Annotated in this window: 21 protein-coding genes; all 21 read left to right on the plus strand. The window is 40.8% G+C overall.

What is annotated here, in order from left to right; all coding sequences use genetic code 11:
* Positions 1-46: 46 nt before the first annotated feature.
* The 21 genes from fapR (at position 47) to sucC (ending at position 18,958) form a co-directional block, all read left to right on the plus strand.
* Entirely contained in the window at positions 47-631 is a 585-nt protein-coding gene (fapR, locus tag ACQKEV_RS06505; protein WP_427444546.1) for a transcription factor FapR, read from the plus strand.
* Positions 628-1,620, plus strand: a complete 993-nt coding sequence (plsX, locus tag ACQKEV_RS06510; RefSeq protein WP_427444548.1) for a phosphate acyltransferase PlsX — start codon at positions 628-630, stop codon at positions 1,618-1,620. Before fapR ends, plsX begins: the two co-directional genes overlap by 4 nt.
* Positions 1,617-2,561, plus strand: coding sequence for an ACP S-malonyltransferase (fabD, locus tag ACQKEV_RS06515; RefSeq protein ID WP_427444549.1), 945 nt, complete (start codon positions 1,617-1,619; stop codon positions 2,559-2,561). The genes plsX and fabD overlap by 4 nt, the downstream gene beginning before the upstream one ends.
* Positions 2,561-3,307, plus strand: a complete 747-nt coding sequence (gene fabG / locus ACQKEV_RS06520) for a 3-oxoacyl-[acyl-carrier-protein] reductase (protein WP_427444551.1) — start codon at positions 2,561-2,563, stop codon at positions 3,305-3,307. The genes fabD and fabG overlap by 1 nt, the downstream gene beginning before the upstream one ends.
* A gap of 142 nt (positions 3,308-3,449) precedes the next feature.
* Positions 3,450-3,686, plus strand: a complete 237-nt coding sequence (acpP, locus tag ACQKEV_RS06525) for an acyl carrier protein (protein WP_016427714.1) — start codon at positions 3,450-3,452, stop codon at positions 3,684-3,686.
* 131 nt (positions 3,687-3,817) lie between these two features.
* Positions 3,818-4,585, plus strand: coding sequence for a ribonuclease III (rnc, locus tag ACQKEV_RS06530; protein WP_427444553.1), 768 nt, complete (start codon positions 3,818-3,820; stop codon positions 4,583-4,585).
* Between the two features lie 2 nt (positions 4,586-4,587).
* Entirely contained in the window at positions 4,588-8,175 is a 3,588-nt protein-coding gene (gene smc, locus ACQKEV_RS06535) for a chromosome segregation protein SMC (RefSeq protein WP_427444555.1), read from the plus strand.
* A complete protein-coding gene (ftsY, locus tag ACQKEV_RS06540) occupies positions 8,172-9,179 on the plus strand; it encodes a signal recognition particle-docking protein FtsY (protein ID WP_427444558.1) in 1,008 nt (335 codons plus the stop codon). Before smc ends, ftsY begins: the two co-directional genes overlap by 4 nt.
* Positions 9,180-9,279: 100 nt before the next feature.
* Complete coding sequence (locus tag ACQKEV_RS06545; protein WP_427444849.1) at positions 9,280-9,591, plus strand: putative DNA-binding protein; 312 nt, start codon at positions 9,280-9,282, stop codon at positions 9,589-9,591.
* Positions 9,592-9,603: 12 nt separating this feature from the next.
* Entirely contained in the window at positions 9,604-10,962 is a 1,359-nt protein-coding gene (ffh, locus tag ACQKEV_RS06550) for a signal recognition particle protein (RefSeq protein ID WP_427444560.1), read from the plus strand.
* 104 nt (positions 10,963-11,066) lie between these two features.
* Positions 11,067-11,339, plus strand: coding sequence for a 30S ribosomal protein S16 (gene rpsP, locus ACQKEV_RS06555; protein ID WP_016427708.1), 273 nt, complete (start codon positions 11,067-11,069; stop codon positions 11,337-11,339).
* A 14-nt stretch (positions 11,340-11,353) separates the two neighbouring features.
* Positions 11,354-11,587, plus strand: coding sequence for a KH domain-containing protein (locus ACQKEV_RS06560; protein ID WP_016427707.1), 234 nt, complete (start codon positions 11,354-11,356; stop codon positions 11,585-11,587).
* Positions 11,588-11,649: 62 nt separating this feature from the next.
* Complete coding sequence (rimM, locus tag ACQKEV_RS06565; RefSeq protein WP_427444564.1) at positions 11,650-12,162, plus strand: ribosome maturation factor RimM; 513 nt, start codon at positions 11,650-11,652, stop codon at positions 12,160-12,162.
* Positions 12,162-12,911 carry a tRNA (guanosine(37)-N1)-methyltransferase TrmD gene (gene trmD / locus ACQKEV_RS06570; protein ID WP_427444851.1) on the plus strand — a complete coding sequence of 250 codons (750 nt, stop codon included), beginning with the start codon at positions 12,162-12,164 and terminating at the stop codon, positions 12,909-12,911. The genes rimM and trmD overlap by 1 nt, the downstream gene beginning before the upstream one ends.
* A gap of 113 nt (positions 12,912-13,024) precedes the next feature.
* A complete protein-coding gene (gene rplS / locus ACQKEV_RS06575; RefSeq protein WP_269924745.1) occupies positions 13,025-13,369 on the plus strand; it encodes a 50S ribosomal protein L19 in 345 nt (114 codons plus the stop codon).
* Between the two features lie 106 nt (positions 13,370-13,475).
* The gene (gene lepB, locus ACQKEV_RS06580) at positions 13,476-14,036 is read left to right on the plus strand and encodes a signal peptidase I (RefSeq protein ID WP_427444567.1); all 561 of its coding nucleotides are present in this window, start codon (positions 13,476-13,478) and stop codon (positions 14,034-14,036) included.
* Positions 14,037-14,054: 18 nt separating this feature from the next.
* On the plus strand, positions 14,055-14,924 hold the full coding sequence (gene ylqF / locus ACQKEV_RS06585) for a ribosome biogenesis GTPase YlqF (protein WP_427444569.1): 870 nt from the start codon (positions 14,055-14,057) through the stop codon (positions 14,922-14,924).
* A 60-nt stretch (positions 14,925-14,984) separates the two neighbouring features.
* Positions 14,985-15,749 (plus strand): ribonuclease HII, encoded by a 765-nt coding sequence (locus ACQKEV_RS06590; RefSeq protein ID WP_427444571.1) that lies wholly within the window; start codon positions 14,985-14,987, stop codon positions 15,747-15,749.
* A 13-nt stretch (positions 15,750-15,762) separates the two neighbouring features.
* Complete coding sequence (locus ACQKEV_RS06595; RefSeq protein WP_427444574.1) at positions 15,763-17,376, plus strand: hypothetical protein; 1,614 nt, start codon at positions 15,763-15,765, stop codon at positions 17,374-17,376.
* A complete protein-coding gene (locus ACQKEV_RS06600) occupies positions 17,373-17,657 on the plus strand; it encodes an EscU/YscU/HrcU family type III secretion system export apparatus switch protein (protein ID WP_427444575.1) in 285 nt (94 codons plus the stop codon). The genes ACQKEV_RS06595 and ACQKEV_RS06600 overlap by 4 nt, the downstream gene beginning before the upstream one ends.
* 140 nt (positions 17,658-17,797) lie before the next feature.
* Entirely contained in the window at positions 17,798-18,958 is a 1,161-nt protein-coding gene (gene sucC / locus ACQKEV_RS06605; RefSeq protein ID WP_427444577.1) for an ADP-forming succinate--CoA ligase subunit beta, read from the plus strand.
* The last annotated feature ends 9 nt before the right edge of the window (positions 18,959-18,967 follow it).

The raw sequence follows: 18,967 nt of genomic DNA on the forward strand, positions 1-18,967 counted from the left end.
AATATACTGATATTAGTACCAAGTGCTAATATCGGATGGTGACCTTATGAAACGCTCAAAAAAAGAACGTCAACAACTGTTAATAGATACGATAAAACATAATCCCTTCATCACAGATGAAGAACTTGCAAACCAGTTTTCGGTGAGTGTCCAGACAATTCGATTGGATCGATTGGAATTATCGATTCCCGAATTACGAGAGCGCATAAAACATGTTGCTTCGAAATCATTTGAAGATGAAGTTCGTTCTTTACCTTTAAACGAAGTAATCGGTGAGATGGTGGATATCGAGCTAGATGTTCGGGCAATTTCATTGTTCGATGTGAAATCGGAACATATCTTTAAGCGAAACCGAATCGCCAGGGGGCATCATTTATTCGCTCAGGCAAATTCTTTGGCTGTGGCAGTCATCAATGACGAGCTGGCTCTGACAGTTAAATCTAACCTTTGCTTTGTCAAGCCCGTGAAACTAGGAGACCGGGTCATTGCAAAAGCAACCGTGACAAAAAAAGATCAAGAAAAAAATCGCACATTTGTCGATGTCACTTCAACTGTAGAAAACGAAGTTGTTTTCGAAGGTCATTTTGAAATGTATCGGACAAATGAGCATAGTAAGGGTGATGTAACATGAGAATCGCAGTAGATGCTATGGGTGGAGACCACGCACCTAAAGAAATTGTGGAAGGTGTCTTAAAAGCACTGGAGCAATTCAAAGATATCCATATTCTTTTATACGGACATGAAGAAAAAGTGAAACCGTTTCTCCAATCGCATGAAAGATTAACACTGATACATACAGAAGAAAAAATAGAAGCGGATGACGAACCTGTAAGGGCGATTCGTCGAAAAAAAGATGCTTCTATGGTTCGCATGGCTGAAGCTGTGAAAAACGGCGAAGCGGATGCGTGTGTATCTGCAGGTAATACAGGTGCATTAATGGCTGCCGGACTTTTCATCGTAGGGCGAATTGAAGGGATTGATCGGCCTGCACTCGCACCGACATTGCCGACGATCGACGGGCAAGGATTTGTTATGCTTGATATAGGAGCCAATTCCGATGCCAAACCTGAGCATTTGGTTCAGTTCGGTATTATGGGAAGTATTTATGCGGCAAAAGTACGTGGGATTGAAGCTCCGCGTGTAGGATTGCTGAATATCGGAACGGAAGAAACAAAAGGAAATGAATTGACAAAAGCTGCTTTTGGTCAATTGCAACAAGCGCCGATTAACTTCATTGGGAACGTAGAATCACGAGATTTACTGATGAATGTAGCTGATGTCGTTGTGACGGATGGTTTTACAGGCAATATGGTATTGAAGACAATCGAAGGTACCGCAGCTAGCTTTTTCAGTATGTTAAAAGAAGTATATGGCGCTTCGACGAAGTCGAAATTATCCGCTTATCTAGTAAAGGATGATTTACGAGGGTTGAAGAATAAAATGGATTATACGGAATATGGCGGCGCTGCATTATTCGGTCTGAAAGCACCTGTCATTAAAGCACATGGTTCATCCAATGCGAATGCGGTAATGAACGCGATCCGTCAGGCACGCACAATGGTGGAGTTCGATGTGTGCGGCACTATCCATTCAACTATTGCAGGAGGTAAAACTCAATGACCAAGATTGCATTTATTTTCCCTGGACAAGGGTCTCAAGCAGTAGGTATGGGGAATGAATTAGTCAAGACCAATTCAGGTAACAAGGCGTTCTATGATATAGCCGATGAACAATTAGGATTCGCTCTTTCCACACTTATTTCGGAAGGACCGGCTGAAGAATTAACTTACACTTACAATGCACAACCAGCACTTTTGACAACAAGTACGATGGTGTCGGAACTTCTGCAAGCTGCTGGTTTAAAACCAGACTATACTATTGGTCATAGTTTAGGAGAATACTCAGCACTTGTAGCATCGGGTGTTATGTCTTTTGAAGACGGTGTGAAAATTGTCCATCAGCGTGGATTGTTCATGAATGAAGCGGTACCTGCAGGGCAAGGGGCTATGGCAGCTATTCTTGGCATGGAAGCTGATGCATTAAAAATGGTTACTGATCAAGTAACAACTGAAGGCGACGTTGTCCAACTTGCGAATTTAAATTGTCCAGGTCAAATCGTCATTTCAGGAACAAAAGCTGGCGTTGAAAAAGCCTGTGTGCAAGCGAAAGAAGCAGGAGCAAAACGAGCGATTCCACTCGTGGTCAGCGGACCGTTTCACTCGGAGCTTATGAGGCCGGCTGCTTCCAAACTGGCGTCTGCTTTGAATGAAATGGACATGCACAATACCGATGTGCCAGTCATCTCAAATGTAACAGCAGGTCCTGTAACTTCCGCGGAGGAAATGAAACAGCTGCTTGTTGAACAACTATATTCACCTGTACGTTTCGAAGAATCTATCCGATCATTACTGGATTTAGGCGTTAACACATTCATTGAATGCGGACCCGGTAAAGTTTTGAGTGGATTGGTGAAAAAAATCGATCGATCGGCAGTGGTTTATGCAGCTTATGATAACGAAACAGTCGAGCAAGTCATTGAGGCAGCAAAGGAGTGGGCGTAATGGGGAAATTAATGGGGAAAACGGCAATCGTCACTGGTGCTTCACGAGGCATCGGTGCTGAAATCGCTAAATACTTGGCTAAAGAAGGCGCACGAATTGCAGTGAACTACAGCGGCAGTCAAGCAAAAGCGGAAGAAGTCGTGAATGAGATAGTCGCGAATGGTGGAGAAGCTTTTGCCATTCAGGCAAGTGTCAGCGACGCGGATAGTGTATCGGCAATGATTGCTGAAACAATGAGCCGTTACGGAAGTATCGATATTTTAGTGAATAATGCGGGAATCACACGCGACAACCTATTAATGCGTATGAAAGAAAACGAGTGGGATGATGTTATTAACACGAATCTAAAAGGTGTATTTTTGTGTACGAAAGCCGTTACTCGTCAAATGATGAAACAGCGTGCTGGCAGAATCGTCAATATCGCATCGATTGTGGGAGTTTCAGGTAATGCAGGTCAAGCAAACTATGTAGCTGCCAAAGCAGGTGTCATTGGATTGACAAAAACAACTGCGAAAGAATTGGCGAGCCGTAACATTAATGTCAATGCCATTGCACCAGGATTCATCACTACTGAAATGACAGACGAACTGCCAGAAGAAGTGAAATCGCAAATGCTGACTCAAATTCCGTTGGCGAAGCTTGGTAATCCTGAAGATGTAGCAAAAGCAGTGGTATTTTTGGCTTCCGATGATTCGAACTACATTACAGGTCAAACGCTTCATGTCGATGGCGGTATGGTAATGTAATTATCCTCTATGAAGTAAGCGTAGTTTTTTGCACTGATAGAAGAGTATAGGTTTTCGGATATCAGTACAAGAAAAGACATCAGCTAGCACCATGGTGCAAGCTGTGTTTTTCTAGTATAATCATTGAGGGGAGGTGACTTTAGTGGCAACAGTAGTAGAGCGCGTAACAAAAGTAATCGTAGATCGTTTAGGTGTAGACGAGAGCGAAGTGAAAATGGAAGCTTCTTTCCGTGATGATTTAGGTGCTGACTCTCTTGATGTGGTAGAACTTGTTATGGAATTGGAAGATGAGTTCGACATGGAGATTTCAGACGAAGATGCTGAACAAATCAGTACTGTAGGAAATGCAGTTACTTATATCGAAAGCAAACAAGGATAAGCAATTATTCAATTGCGAGACGCGTTAGACATTCTTTTAGAATGGTCTTTCGCGTCTCTATTTCTTTTTGCACAAAACAGGACAAACGGGTAAACTAGACCGTAGAAACTAAAGGAAGGCAGATTATATAGATGACGGGTAAACGTAGAGGGGCTCCTCAAAAAAACGGAACATTTTCCGAAACAGTTAAGCAATCATTTGCAATATTACAGCAAGAATTAGGAGTTCAATTTCAAAATCCGGAACTTCTTTATCAATCATTTACCCATTCATCTTATGTGAATGAGCATCGACGGAAATTTTACACGGACAATGAGCGACTTGAATTTTTAGGTGACGCTGTTCTTGAACTCTCTGTCTCTCAATATTTATTTCAAAAGTTTACTTCCATGAGTGAAGGTGAATTGACAAAATTACGTGCGGCGATTGTTTGTGAACCGTCACTCGTTTTATTTGCGAATGAATTGAACTTTGGGAAGTATGTGCTTTTAGGTAAGGGAGAAGAGATTACGGGAGGACGAGAACGACCAGCACTTCTTGCAGATGTGTTTGAGTCATTTGTTGGCGCACTTTATTTGGATCAAGGCTTACAACCTGTCGTGAAGTTTTTGGAACAAGTCGTGTTTCCAAAAGTCGAAACCGGTGCTTTTTCGCATGTGATGGATTACAAGAGTCAGTTGCAGGAAATGGTTCAACAAATGAACAACGGATCTTTGAGCTACGAAATTGTTGAAGAAAAGGGCCCTGCCCATAACCGTACGTTTGTTTCAAGTGTTCGATTAGGAACCAACGAGTTAGGTGAAGGTAAAGGGAAATCTAAAAAAGAAGCTGAACAAAAAGCGGCCCAAGTGGCGATTAATCGCATACAAGGGCAAGTTGTAAGCAGACAGGAGGGCTAAATTTGTTCCTAAAGCGACTTGAAGTCATTGGATTTAAATCGTTTGCGGATCGAATTGGCATTGATTTTGTACCAGGAGTGACCGCAGTGGTCGGTCCAAATGGAAGTGGGAAAAGTAATGTAACGGATGCTATCCGATGGGTTTTGGGTGAGCAGTCAGCAAAATCACTGCGCGGCGCCAAAATGGAAGATGTCATTTTTGCAGGCAGTGAATCGAGAAAACCTCTCAATTTTGCAGAAGTTACGCTCGTACTCGATAACTCAGATGAGCGCTTGCCATTGGATTACAATGAAATCAGTGTCACGAGACGCGTGTTTCGTTCAGGCGATAGTGAATACTTATTAAATAAGCAAACTTGTAGATTGAAAGATATCACTGATTTATTTATGGATTCAGGATTAGGCAAAGAAGCCTTTTCGATAATATCTCAAGGGCGAGTAGACGAGATCCTGAACAGCCGTCCTGAAGATCGACGTTCGATTTTTGAAGAGGCAGCGGGTGTTCTCAAATATAAATTGCGTAAAAAGAAAGCCGAAAACAAACTGTTTGAAACAGATGACAATTTGCACAGAGTGCTGGATATTTTACACGAGTTGGATAGTCGGATGGAGCCGCTTCAAATGCAAGCATCAGCAGCAACCGATTATATACGCATGTCTGAAGAGCTGAAAGAGGTTGACTTAGGGTTAATTGCTTTTGATCTGGTACGTGTTGAAAAACGGTTAGGTGAAGTGAAGCAAGAAGTGGAAGTTTTTGAGCAGCAAGAAAAAGAACTCGAAGACCTCATTAGTAAGATGGAGCTTGAACTACATACCGTTCGAGAGCAGTTAACGGAGCAAGACCGTTTGATAGATGATTCACAGGAATCATTGGTCGAAGCTAGTTCCGAGCTTGAGCGTTGGGATGGCCGCAAGCAACTGATGGCTGAAAAGCGTCAAAATATGGATCAACAAATCGATAAACTCCGTATGACCATTGCTGAACTTGAAGACGAGAAATTCCAGTTAACGACTCAGTTGGAACAAAAGCAATCCGACACTGCAAAAGCACGAGTTGAATTGCGCAATGTCCAGCAAGAAGTCAAACAACTGGACCATTTACTCAAACAATCGAGTGCAGAAATAGAATTGGAAATCGAAGACCATAAATCAACATATATTGATTTGTTAAATGAAGAAGCAACTGTCAAAAACGAATTAAAACATTTGGAACAACAGCTTCTTCAGCAGCATGAGTTTAAAGATAAAATGACAAATGAATATGAACAAATCACTTTGGACTTATCAACCGTTGAGTCACAAAAGCAACAAGTGGAACAGCAGTTATCGGAAATTCGTAAAATGTTAGACGATAAACTGAATGATTACAAAGAGCGTCAACAAACTTTCTCGAAAGAAAAACAGACTCTCGATTCCAAACAAGCGATGCTATATCAAGCTTATCAACATCAACAGCAGTTGAAGGCGAGAAAAGAATCATTGGAAGCGCTTGAAGCGGACTTTTCTGGGTTCTTCCAAGGAGTTAAAGAGGTTTTGGTGGCACGTGAAAATGGACAACTTACTGGTATTTCTGGTGCGGTAGCAGAGCTTATACAAGTAAAGGCGGAGTATGCAAAAGCCCTTGAGACGGCACTTGGTGGAGCCATGCAACATATTGTTACTGAGACGGATCAAGATGCCCGAAAAGCTATTGCTTTCCTGAAAAATAAACGTTCCGGACGTGCTACTTTCCTTCCGAAAACGGTCATGAAGTCGCGTAAAATCCAAGCGGATGTTTTAAGAAATTTGCAAGGACACCCTTCGTTCATTCAGACGGCAGATGAACTCGTTTCATTTGATTCAACGTCTAAATCAATTGTTGAGAATCTACTTGGTAATGTCATTGTGGTAAAAGATCTGCAAGGGGCGTCGCAAATAGCCAAATCCATTCAATATCGCTACAGGGTGGTAACACTGGATGGGGATATCGTTAACGCAGGCGGTTCTTTAACAGGTGGATTTACAAAACAACAGTCTTCCGTCTTTTCTAGAAAAGCTGAGTTGGATGAACTGGCAATGAAATTAAAAGGGATGGACCAGTCCATTCAAACTGCTGAAAATCAAGTTTCCACTTTGAAGAAGTCTATTGAACAACAGACGGAACTACTTGAAAGTATGCGAAGTGAAGGGGAGCAACGCAGAGCAAAGGAATTAGAATTAAGTTCGAATCTGCGAGAACTCGAAACCTCTTTTAAACGTCTTAATGAACGAGCATTTATTTCAAGTTCAGAGACGAAAGATGTGTCAAGTCGTCATGAACAAGCAAAAGAAAAGAAAAATCAAGCACAACAACGACTGTTGGAATTAAAGAACGAACTGGATGCATTGAACGAAACCATTAATCGTTTAACAAACCTTAAATCACAGACATTGAATGAACGTGATCAATTAACCGAACAAATGGCAGAACTTCGTTCTAAACAGGCAGTTTTATCAGAACAACTCAATGTTGCAGATTTTGCAGTTACTGAGTTACGGGAAAAACTGCAAAAAGTTTCGCAAAAACTGGAGCATGCCACTCAGGAAATGACATGGTATGAATCTGGTGACAATCAAATGGGCCCAACCCCTGAAGAAATTGATCAAAAACTGATCGAGTGGAGAAACAAAAAGCAATTGCTTGTGGAACGTATTACCATTGGCAAAGAAAAACGTGGACAAATTCAAATTCAACTGCAACAAGTTGAGCTGCAATTAAAGAAAAATCAGCATTTACACAAACAACAGCTAGATGCTTTAAGAGCTGCAGAAGTGAAAATGAACCGTTTCGATGTTGAACAGAATACATTGCACGCTCAGCTAGAAGAAAACTATCATTTAACATTGGATGAATTGGAACTGCCAGACATGGATACATTTGAAGAAGAAGTCTCTCGTAAAAAAGTGAAATTGCTCAAGCAATCGATTGAAGAGCTTGGACCTGTAAACGTATCGTCCATTGAAGAATTTGAACGTGTGTCCGAGCGCCATGCTTTCTTGACGGATCAACGACAGGATTTATTGGATGCAAAACAGACATTACATGAAGCTATCAAAGAAATGGATGAAGAAATGACGATGCGTTTCAGCGATACGTTCCATGCGATACGTTCTCAATTCGGCCGTGTATTCCGCGAACTATTTGGGGGCGGGCAAGCGGATTTAGTTTTAACTGATCCATCAGATATGCTTGAAACGGGTATCGAAATTATCGCTCAGCCACCTGGTAAGAAGCGTCAGAATTTAAGTTTACTATCAGGTGGAGAACGTGCCTTGACAGCCATCGCTTTGTTGTTCGCCATTCTTAACATTCGTCCTGTACCGTTCTGTATACTAGATGAAGTAGAAGCGGCACTGGATGAATCCAATGTAATTCGCTATAGTCAATATTTGAAAAAATTCAGTCATGATACTCAGTTTATTGTCATCACCCATCGTAAAGGTACGATGGAAGGTGCTGATGTTTTATATGGGATTACCATGCAAGAATCTGGTGTTTCTAAACTGGTATCCGTAAAATTGCAAGAAGATCATCAACCGACACTTGTCGCACAAGGGAGCGAAAGAGCTTGAGTTTCTTTAAAAAAATGAAAGAAAAATTAACAGGAACGAGTGAATCGGTTTCTGTATCCGAAAAATTTAAAGATGGATTATCCAAAACACGCAATCAATTTACGTCGAAAGTAAACGATTTAGTTGCTAAATATCGTAAAGTTGACGAGGATTTCTTTGAAGAATTGGAAGATTTATTGCTTCAAGCCGATGTTGGGGTTGAAACGGTAATGGAATTGATGGATGCGTTACGATTTGAAGTTCAACGTAAAAATATAAAAGACACCGCTGGCATTCAGTCCGTGATTTCCGAGAAGTTAGTAGAAATTTATGAATCAGGTGAAGAGGAATCAAACGAACTCCTTATTCAGGAAGCTGGCTTGACGGTTATTTTATTCGTTGGGGTAAACGGTGTTGGTAAAACGACAACGATTGGAAAACTGGCGCATCGTCTGAAACAACAAGGAAAAACAGTGATGCTGGCAGCTGGAGATACGTTCCGTGCTGGTGCAATTGATCAATTGCAAGTGTGGGGAGATCGCGTTGGTGTCGAAGTGATTAAACAGTCCGAAGGGTCAGATCCTGCAGCAGTTATGTATGATGCTGTCCGCTCTGCAAAAAGCAAAGGGATTGACGTATTGATTTGTGACACGGCTGGTCGTTTGCAAAACAAAGTAAACTTGATGAATGAGTTGCAAAAAGTTCATCGCGTAATCGAACGTGAAGTACCTGGTGCTCCACACGAAGTACTACTGGCACTAGATGCGACTACAGGGCAAAATGCATTAGTTCAGGCACAAGCCTTCAAAGAAGCAACTAACGTGACAGGAATTGTCCTGACGAAACTGGATGGGACGGCAAAAGGCGGAATTGTTCTGGCAATCCGCAACAAATTGCACATTCCTGTAAAATTTGTAGGTCTTGGTGAAAAAATGGACGACTTACAGCCTTTCGATACTGAGAAATATGTATACGGTTTATTTGCAGAAGGTTTGGAGCAGGAAGAAGCGGATACTTTAAAGTAGACAAGTAAAATTACTTGACGCATAATGTATTGCTCGCTATGATACAAGTAGGAAGTTGTAGGTGGGAGAGATCACAGTGCTACTTGAAAAAACGACACGTATGAACTTTCTATATGATTTTTATCAGTCATTACTGACAGAGAAACAACGAAGTTATATGCATCTCTATTATCTGGATGATCACTCATTGGGTGAAATAGCTGACGAATATGAAATTTCAAGACAAGCTGTCTATGATAATATCCGTCGCACAGAAGCGATGTTAGAAGAATACGAAGAAAAACTTAAATTACTGGAAAAATTTCAGCAACGCCAACTTGTAATGAATCAATTACAACAAGTAATTCAAGCGGAACCAATCAATCAGGAACTAGCTGCTGAATTGATTGAGATGCTGAAAGAATCGGATTAGGAGGCGGCATGCATGGCATTTGAAGGATTAGCCGAGCGGCTGCAAGGAACCATCCAACGCATCAAAGGTAAAGGTAAAGTTTCCGAAGCAGACGTTAAAGAAATGATGAGAGAAGTCCGTTTTGCTTTAATAGAAGCAGACGTAAACTTAAAAGTCGTCAAAGAATTCGTCAAAAAAGTAAGTGAACGTGCAGTTGGCGTGGATGTCATGAAGAGCTTGACGCCAGGTCAGCAAGTCATCAAAATCGTAAAAGATGAATTGACTGAATTAATGGGTGGAGAACAAAGCCCAATTCAGTTTGCTAAAAAACCGCCAACCGTTATTATGATGGTCGGTTTGCAAGGTGCTGGTAAAACTACCACTACCGGTAAATTGGCAAATATTTTACGTAAAAAATATAATCGTAATCCTTTATTGGTGGCAGCGGATATTTATCGTCCAGCGGCCATCCAACAATTGCAAACGATTGGTAAACAGTTATCATTGCCTGTATTTTCTTTAGGTACAGAAGTTTCGCCCGTGGAAATCGTTCGTCAGGCACTTGAGAAATCTAAAGAAGATCATAACGATGTTATTATCATTGATACTGCGGGACGTTTACACATCGACGAGAACCTTATGCAAGAATTGAAAGACATTCGCGCATTGAAGGAACCGGATGAAGTGTTCTTGGTCGTGGATTCTATGACAGGTCAAGATGCTGTAAACGTTGCTCAAAGCTTCAACGAAAGCATCGGTATCACAGGAGTTGTCTTGACGAAACTTGATGGAGACACGCGCGGTGGTGCAGCACTATCAATCCGTTCTGTAGCTCAAAAACCGATTAAATTTGTCGGGATGGGCGAAAAAATGGATGCACTTGAACCATTCCACCCTGAGCGTATGGCTTCCCGTATTTTAGGTATGGGTGACATGCTGTCGCTGATTGAAAAAGCTCAGGCCAATGTAGATGAAGAAAAAGCAAAAGAGTTGGAAGAAAAATTCAGAACTCAAAGCTTTACGTTTGATGATTTTATTGAACAACTGAACCAAGTGAAGAAAATGGGTCCTCTTGAGGACATCATTAAAATGCTTCCTGGAGCGGGTAAAATCAAAGGGCTAGAAAATGCCAAAGTTGATGAAAAACAAATGGGGCGTGTAGAAGCGATTATTTATGCAATGACACCTCAAGAAAAAACGACACCGGATATCATTAACTCCAGTCGCAAAAAACGAATTGCAAAAGGATCTGGTACGTCGATTCAAGACGTGAACCGTTTGCTTAAGCAATTTGAAGACATGAAGAAAATGATGAAGCAAATGTCGAACATGCAACAACAAAAAGGCAAGAAAAAGATGAGAATGCCTGGCTTGGATTCCCTTTTCAAGTAATTTTTTAGGCAAAATATTAGGTGTTAAGAAAAAACACTTTACAAACAAATAAATCCTTGATAATATACTATCTTGTGTGAAACTATTCGGAGGTGCTATTAAACATGGCAGTTAAAATTCGCTTAAAACGTATGGGAGCTAAAAAATCTCCTTTCTATCGTATTGTTGTTGCTGACGCTCGCGCTCCACGTGACGGCCGTCAAATCGAAACAGTTGGTACTTACAACCCATTAACAAAACCAGCTGAAGTTAAAATCAACGAAGAATTAGCGTTGAAATGGTTATCAACTGGTGCTAAACCATCTGATACAGTACGTAACTTGTTCTCTGAACAAGGCATCATGGAGAAATTCCATAACGCAAAAAACGCTAAGTAATCGGGGGCAGCATAATGAAGCAGCTGATTGAAACAATTGTTAAACCATTAGTTGATTATCCGGAAGAAGTTCGTGTTGAATTAGACGAAAATGCAAACCGTATTGTCTACAAACTTTCTGTCCATGCTGAAGATATGGGGAAAGTTATTGGTAAGCAAGGTCGTGTTGCGAAAGCGATCCGTACCATTGTTTATTCAGCAGCAAGCAGTCACCACAAAAAGAAGACTTATGTCGACATTTTAGATTAAGACGAAAAGGAGGGAGCTCATGGTTCCTTCCTTTTTTGTACTTTAAATCGGGAGTGATTTTAATGAATTGGTATAACGTCGGTAAAATTGTCAATACACATGGAATTCGTGGAGAAGTGCGCGTCATTTCAAGTACTGATTTTCCAGAAGAACGTTATGCAGTAGGTAATAAGCTGTCTTTATTTAGAGATGGTAAATCGCCTTTAGTGTTAACTGTTGCAAGTCACCGTCAACATAAGAACTTTGATTTATTGACGTTCGAAGGTTATTTGACGATTGAAATGGTGCAAGAGTTCCGCGACGGCATTTTAAAAGTATCTGAAAATCAATTGTCCGATTTAGAAGGGGACGAGTACTATTTCCATGAAATCCTTGGTTGTACTGTGTTTGGTGTGGATGGACAGGAAATTGGCGTAGTGACGGATATTTTGCAAACGGGAGCAAATGATGTTTGGACCGTAACACCTGCAAAAGGGAAAGCTCATTACATTCCTTATATTGGAGATGTCGTAAAAGAAATCGATGTCGATGAAAAGAAAATTGTAATCGAAGTCCTGGACGGCTTATTGTCATGATGCATATTCATGTGTTGTCGTTATTCCCAGACATGTTTTCTGGTGTCTTCGGATCTTCGATATTAAAAAAAGCACAAGAAAAACAAGCAGTTTCATTGGCTGTTACGGATTTCCGTACGTATTCAGGTAATAAACATAACCAGGTTGATGATTATCCCTATGGTGGGGGTGCTGGGATGGTATTAAAGCCAGAGCCTTTATTTCAAGCTGTGGAAGCGATAACCGCAAATTCCAAAAAACCTCGCATCATATTGATGTGTCCTCAAGGTGAACGCTTTACGCAAGCAAAGGCAGAAGAATTGGCTCTTGAAGAAGAGTTGGTTTTTTTATGCGGTCATTACGAAGGATATGATGAACGGATTCGCGAACATTTGGTGACCGATGAAATCTCGATTGGGGATTTTGTTTTAACTGGTGGAGAACTTGGTGCGATGACAGTAATCGATAGTGTTGTCCGTTTATTGCCTGGAGTACTTGGCAATGGCGAATCACCAGTGCAGGATTCATTTTCAATGGGGTTACTTGAACATCCTCAATACACGAGACCTGCCGATTTTAGAGGGTTGAAAGTTCCAAATGTATTACTTTCAGGTAATCATGCGCACATTGAACAATGGCGTCGTGAACAGTCTATATACCGTACTTGGAGCAGACGTCCGGACCTGTTGGTCAATATGGACTTGTCACCTGCTGAACAAAAGCTTATTGCCAGGTGGGAGAATGAAAAAACAACTAATTTGCCTTGCTAGCTTCGGTGAATTGTGGTATCATCTATTCTGTACTTCTATGTGAAGTGCTGAATTACGGTGTTCCGCTGCAGCCATAGTCGCTGGCATGAGCATCTGTCTAAGGAGAGAAAACCATGCAAAACATTATTACTGAAATCACTAAAGAACAACTTCGTACGGATCTTCCTGAATTCCGTCCTGGTGACACTGTACGTGTACACGTTAAGGTCGTAGAGGGAACTCGCGAACGTATCCAAATGTATGAAGGTATCGTTATCGCTCGCCGTGGTGGCGGAGTAAGCGAAACTTTCACTGTACGTAAAATTTCTTACGGTGTTGGTGTTGAACGTATATTCCCAGTACACACGCCAAAGATTGCTCGTCTAGAAGTTCTTCGCCGTGGTAAAGTACGTCGTGCGAAATTGTTCTACCTACGTGAATTACGTGGTAAAGCAGCTCGTATTAAAGAAATTCGATAATAATCAAATCAGAAAGGGAGCTTGGCTATCAAGCTCTCTTTCTTTTTGCTTGTCATTAAAAATACTTGTACAATATATGTAATTGAAGCAAGGGGGCAACAAAAAAATGGAACAAACCAAAAAAGAAAAAAATGAGTTATGGGAATGGTCGAAAGCTTTGCTTATCGCATTTGGACTAGCCTGGCTTATTCGTTATTTTTTATTTACACCTATCGTAGTGGATGGAGAATCGATGATGCCGACGCTCGAAGATGGAGACCGGATGATCGTGAACAAAATCGGCTACGAAGTAGGGGAACCAGACCGTTTCGATATTGTAGTGTTCCATGCGCCTGAGCAAAAGGATTACATTAAACGTGTTATCGGATTGCCGGGAGATCATGTCGCTTACAAAAATGATCAACTCTATATAAATGGTGAACCGCTTCCCGAGCCGTATTTAGAGCCTTACAAAAGAGAAATAAATGAAGGTACGCTAACTGAAGATTTCACGCTTGAAGAACTTACTCAATTGGAAGTCGTTCCAGAAGGATATGTTTTTGTAATGGGTGACAATCGAAGGTACAGTAAAGACAGTCGAATTATCGGTGTGGTATCAATGGAAGAAATAATAGGTAATACCACTGTTATTTTCTGGCCACCGACTGAAATGGGACTGGTTGAGTAACACAGGAGGAGATAGAACATGACCATTCAATGGTTTCCGGGTCATATGGCGAAAGCTCGTCGTGAAGTTACGGAAAAATTAAAATTAGTTGATATTATTTTTGAATTAATTGATGCAAGATTGCCGCTATCTTCAAGAAATCCAATGATCGATGAAGTGATTGGTCAAAAGACTCGGTTGTTAATATTAAATAAGATGGATATGGCCGACGATTTTCAAACGAAAAAGTGGATTCAATACTTTGAAGAGCGTGGACATCGTGCGGTAGCCATCAATTCACTTGAAGGCAAAGGGTTACAAGTCGTAACTAAGGCTGCAAGTGAATTGTTATTCGAAAAATGGGAACGCATGCGTCTGCGTGGAATCAAACCTCGTGCCATCCGTGCAATGATCGTAGGAATTCCTAACGTAGGGAAATCGACGCTAATCAACCGTCTGGCAAAGAAAAATCTTGCGAAAACAGGGAATACACCAGGTATCACAAAAGCGCAACAGTGGATAAAAGTAGGAAAAGAACTGGAGCTTTTAGATACACCAGGAATCCTGTGGCCGAAGTTTGAAGACCAGGCTGTAGGATACAAATTGGCATTAACGGGTGCAATCAAAGACACCATCACCAATATGGAAGAATTGGCTGTCTATGGTCTGAATTTTTTAGCTACGCATTATCCGAAACGTATGGAAGAACGCTACAAATTGACTGAAGTTAATGAGGACTTAGTTATTACATTTGACCATATCGGGAAACTTCGCCGTGCTTATGCAGGTGGAGGAGAAATCGATTATGATCAAGTTGCGCAACTTATTGTGCGGGATATCCGTGGACAACATCTAGGCAAATTGACGTTTGATATTGTGGATGAGTTGGTTTCAGAACCCGAAAAGTAACCTTTTTTACCTTCGGGTAAAAAAGGTTTTTTTGTAACCTAGACAAAGAGGTGGAGCGTAATGCTAACAATAAAGGCAATCTCAGAGCAACTGAGAAGTACAACAGAGCCCAATGAGTGGACGAGTGAACTCATGAACGATCAACGGTCGGGGGTTCAAAAATTAGTTACTTCCTGGTTGAAAAGACTGGAAGCGCAGAACAAAGTTAAACTTGAACATGAAGATAAGATTCAATTTGATAACAGTTATAAGCAAACGATGAGTGATTTGGTTGCCGGCATAGATGAAGCGGGCAGAGGACCTCTTGCTGGTCCTGTCGTAACTGCTGCAGTTATTTTCAAAGATTACCCAAGTGAACTTTTCGGAATTAATGACTCCAAACAGCTATCGCGCAGTAAAAGACAGCATTTCGCTGAAATCATCAAAAAACATGCACATTGTTACTCCATACATATTCAAGCAGTTGATCAAATTGATACTTTAAATATTTACGAGGCGACTCGGCTATCCATGATGCGATCTGTTGACAGCTTATCGATTGAACCACAAGTCTTATTGGTCGACGCCATGAAACTCCCTACAGCAACAACACAACACTCAATCATTAAAGGGGATGCAAAAAGTCTAGCAATCGCTGCAGCATCAATATTGGCCAAAACAACTCGTGATGAACTAATGGATGAGTTTGATAAAATGTATCCAGAATATCATTTTGCGAAAAATGCCGGTTACGGGACAGCTTTACATATAGAAGCTTTGAATAAGTTTGGTCCAACGCCTATTCACAGAAGGTCATTTGAGCCTATCAAGTCCATGATTTCCTAAAGGAGGTTAGAGCATGTCACCCACTATACAGCCATCCATACGAACCGCTGTGACAAATGAACAGGTGATCTCGTTGAGACATGGTCAAGTCGTTCGTGCGAGTGTGAATAAAGTATTTCCTGACCAAAGAGCTGAAGTTCAAATAGGGAATCAAAAAATGATGGCTTTATTAGAAGTCCCTTTAAAAGCCGGAGATGCTCATTACTTTCAAGTACTAAGTAATCAAGCAACTTTGCAATTAAAAGTAGTGACAGATGCTCTTAACCCTCACGTAGATGAAACTAATCAAACGAAGCAGTTAATGGACTCTCTTCAATTGCCGAAAACAACTGAAATGCAGAGTATCGTACAGCAAATGATTAAAGAGAAAATTCCTCTTTCGAAAGAACAGTTACTCTTAGCAGAACAATGGCTGAAGGAAATCCCTCCACAGGTTAAATTGTCAGAAGGATTGTTGGCAATCCAAAAATTGAGTGAGCTCAAACTAGCATTTACGAACGAAAACTTTACCATGTTAATCAACGGACAAGATAAAAGTGGCTTACATCAGCTGTTGGATATATTTAAACTTGCTTTGCAAAATGATACGACCATTCCATCGCGACAAAAAGGAAGTATTGAAAAAGTATTGACTCAAATAACACAACCTTTTTTAAATGAGCTTGGCGGGGCAATTCTTGGACAGATGATTGAACGTTTACAGTTAGAGAATACAAGTGAAAGCGACAAACTGATATTACTTAATTTGCTGAAAGAGGTTGGTCTTGTTCCGAAGCAAGCGACACTTGCCAATTGGTTAAGTTCAGAAACGGCTCAAGGCCAACCGTTTGAAACAAATCAGAAATTGTTTACACCTTCGGATCATGTGTTGTCCCTATTAAATTCACTGAATAGGAAAGAGTTGGACGCCGAAGTATTAGAACAATTGACGATGCTATCCAGTAAATCTAATCATCTTGTTGTTCAGCAAGCTTTATCTATAGCAGAAGCTAACGTTCAAGCTGGAATGAACGGCGTAGCGATTGAACAAGCAATCAAACAAATACTTAGCAATATCGGGTTTGCCTACGAGTCAAAATTGGTGCAGGGAGCGAATTTTAGCCAAATAAGTGAATCGCTTAAACCACAATTACTGGCATTACTCCATAATTCCGAGATATCTGCGCCGTTGAAGGAAACAGCAGAAATGATTGTATCCCGTTTAAATGGGATGCAAATCTTATCAGGTGATAATGGTCCTCAGCATCAGTTGCTAATGCAAGTTCCACTGGATTTTTTCGGGAAACGTATGGATGCTTCATTACAATGGAACGGACAAATGAATGATGATGGAAAAATTGATTCCAATTATGCACGGGTCATGTTTTATCTGGATTTATCTTCTTTGAAAGAAACAGTAATTGATATGCAAATTCAAAATCGGATTATCACGATTAATGTATATAACGAAAGTGAGGCATTAATGCCTTACGCAGATCAGTTCAGAGAAGCGCTTAAAACAGGTCTCAACTCATTAAATTATCAATTATCTGGCGTATTTATGAAAAGCTATTCGAAGCAACCAGAGCCACCTCCAATATTGACGAAATCGCAAGTAAGTAAGTGGGGAGTGGATATTCTGGTATGAGCGAAGAAAACAAGAAGACTAAAGAAGTTGTCGCCTTAACTTACAAACAGAATTTAGAAAATGCGCCAACAGTAATTGCAAAAGGCAAAGGTGCAATAGCTGAAAATCTTATCAAAATAGCACAAGAACATCATATTCCAATACAAGAAGATCCCAGTTTAGTTGCGCTGCTCGGGCAATTGGATATTAATGAGTCAATACCCGAGGAGCTGTATCAAGCAGTTGCGGAAGTTTTTGCATTCATTTATCGAATAGACCAATCTCATGGTTTAAAAAGGTAAAAGAACTTTTTTTCGACAAAAAGAACAGAATATTCGCAGTTTAAGGAATATAAAGGACAAGTGTGGACATTGTTTGACAGGTTTAATACAATGGTTAAGGTAGTAAATTACTTGACAGAAGTTTGATTGGAGGATGTAAAATGAATATCCATGAATATCAAGGTAAACAACTCCTCAGACAATATGGTGTCGCAGTGTCGAACGGTTTAGTTGCTTTTTCTCCTGAAGAAGCAGTAAAAGCTGCAAAAGAACTAGGCACAGAAGTTGTCGTGGTGAAAGCTCAAATCCACGCAGGTGGACGTGGTAAAGCTGGCGGTGTTAAAATCGCGAAGAACTTGGATGAAGTTCGTACATACGCGAAGGAACTTTTAGGTAAAGTCCTTGTTACTCATCAGACAGGTCCTGAAGGAAAAGAAATTAAGCGTCTTCTTGTTGAAGAAGGTTGCGACATTAAAAAAGAGTACTACTTAGGATTAGTTCTTGACCGTGCAACGTCACGTGTAACTCTAATGGGTTCTGAAGAAGGCGGAATGGATATTGAAGAAGTTGCAGAAGCAACTCCTGAAAAAATCTTCAAAGAAGTAATTGATCCAGTTGTTGGATTAACTGGCTTCCAAGCTCGTCGTATGGCTTTCAACATGAACATTCCAACTAACTTAGTAAATAAAGCTGTGAAATTCATGCTTGGTCTATACCAAGTATTCGTTGATAAAGACGCAGCAATCGTTGAAATCAATCCACTAGTTGTTACAGGTGGAGGAGACGTTATGGCACTTGACGCGAAGTTCAACTTCGACGCTAATGCTTTATACCGTCACAAAGACATTTTAGAATTACGCGACTTCGATGAAGAAGATGCAAAAGAAATCGAAGCGTCTAAATATGACCTAAGCTATATTTCATTAGATGGCAACATCGGATGTATGGTTAACGGTGCTGGACTAGCTATGGCAACAATGGATACGATTAGCTATTACGGCGGATCACCCGCTAACTTCCTTGACGTTGGGGGCGGTGCGACAGCTGAGAAAGTAACGGAAGCATTCAAAATCATTCTTTCAGACAAAAATGTTAAAGGTATTTTCGTTAACATCTTTGGTGGAATCATGAAGTGTGACGTTATCGCTGAAGGCGTAATCACAGCTGCGAAAGAAGTTGGATTGCAAGTACCTTTAGTTGTTCGTTTGGAAGGTACAAACGTAGAACTTGGGAAGAAACTATTGAATGAATCTGGCTTAAACATTATTGCGGCTGGCTCTATGGCTGATGGCGCGCAAAAAATTGTTGAACTTGTAGGCTAAGAAAGGCAG

Source organism: Paenisporosarcina sp. NPDC076907 (assembly GCF_050269735.1).
Lineage (GTDB): Bacteria > Bacillota > Bacilli > Bacillales_A > Planococcaceae > Paenisporosarcina.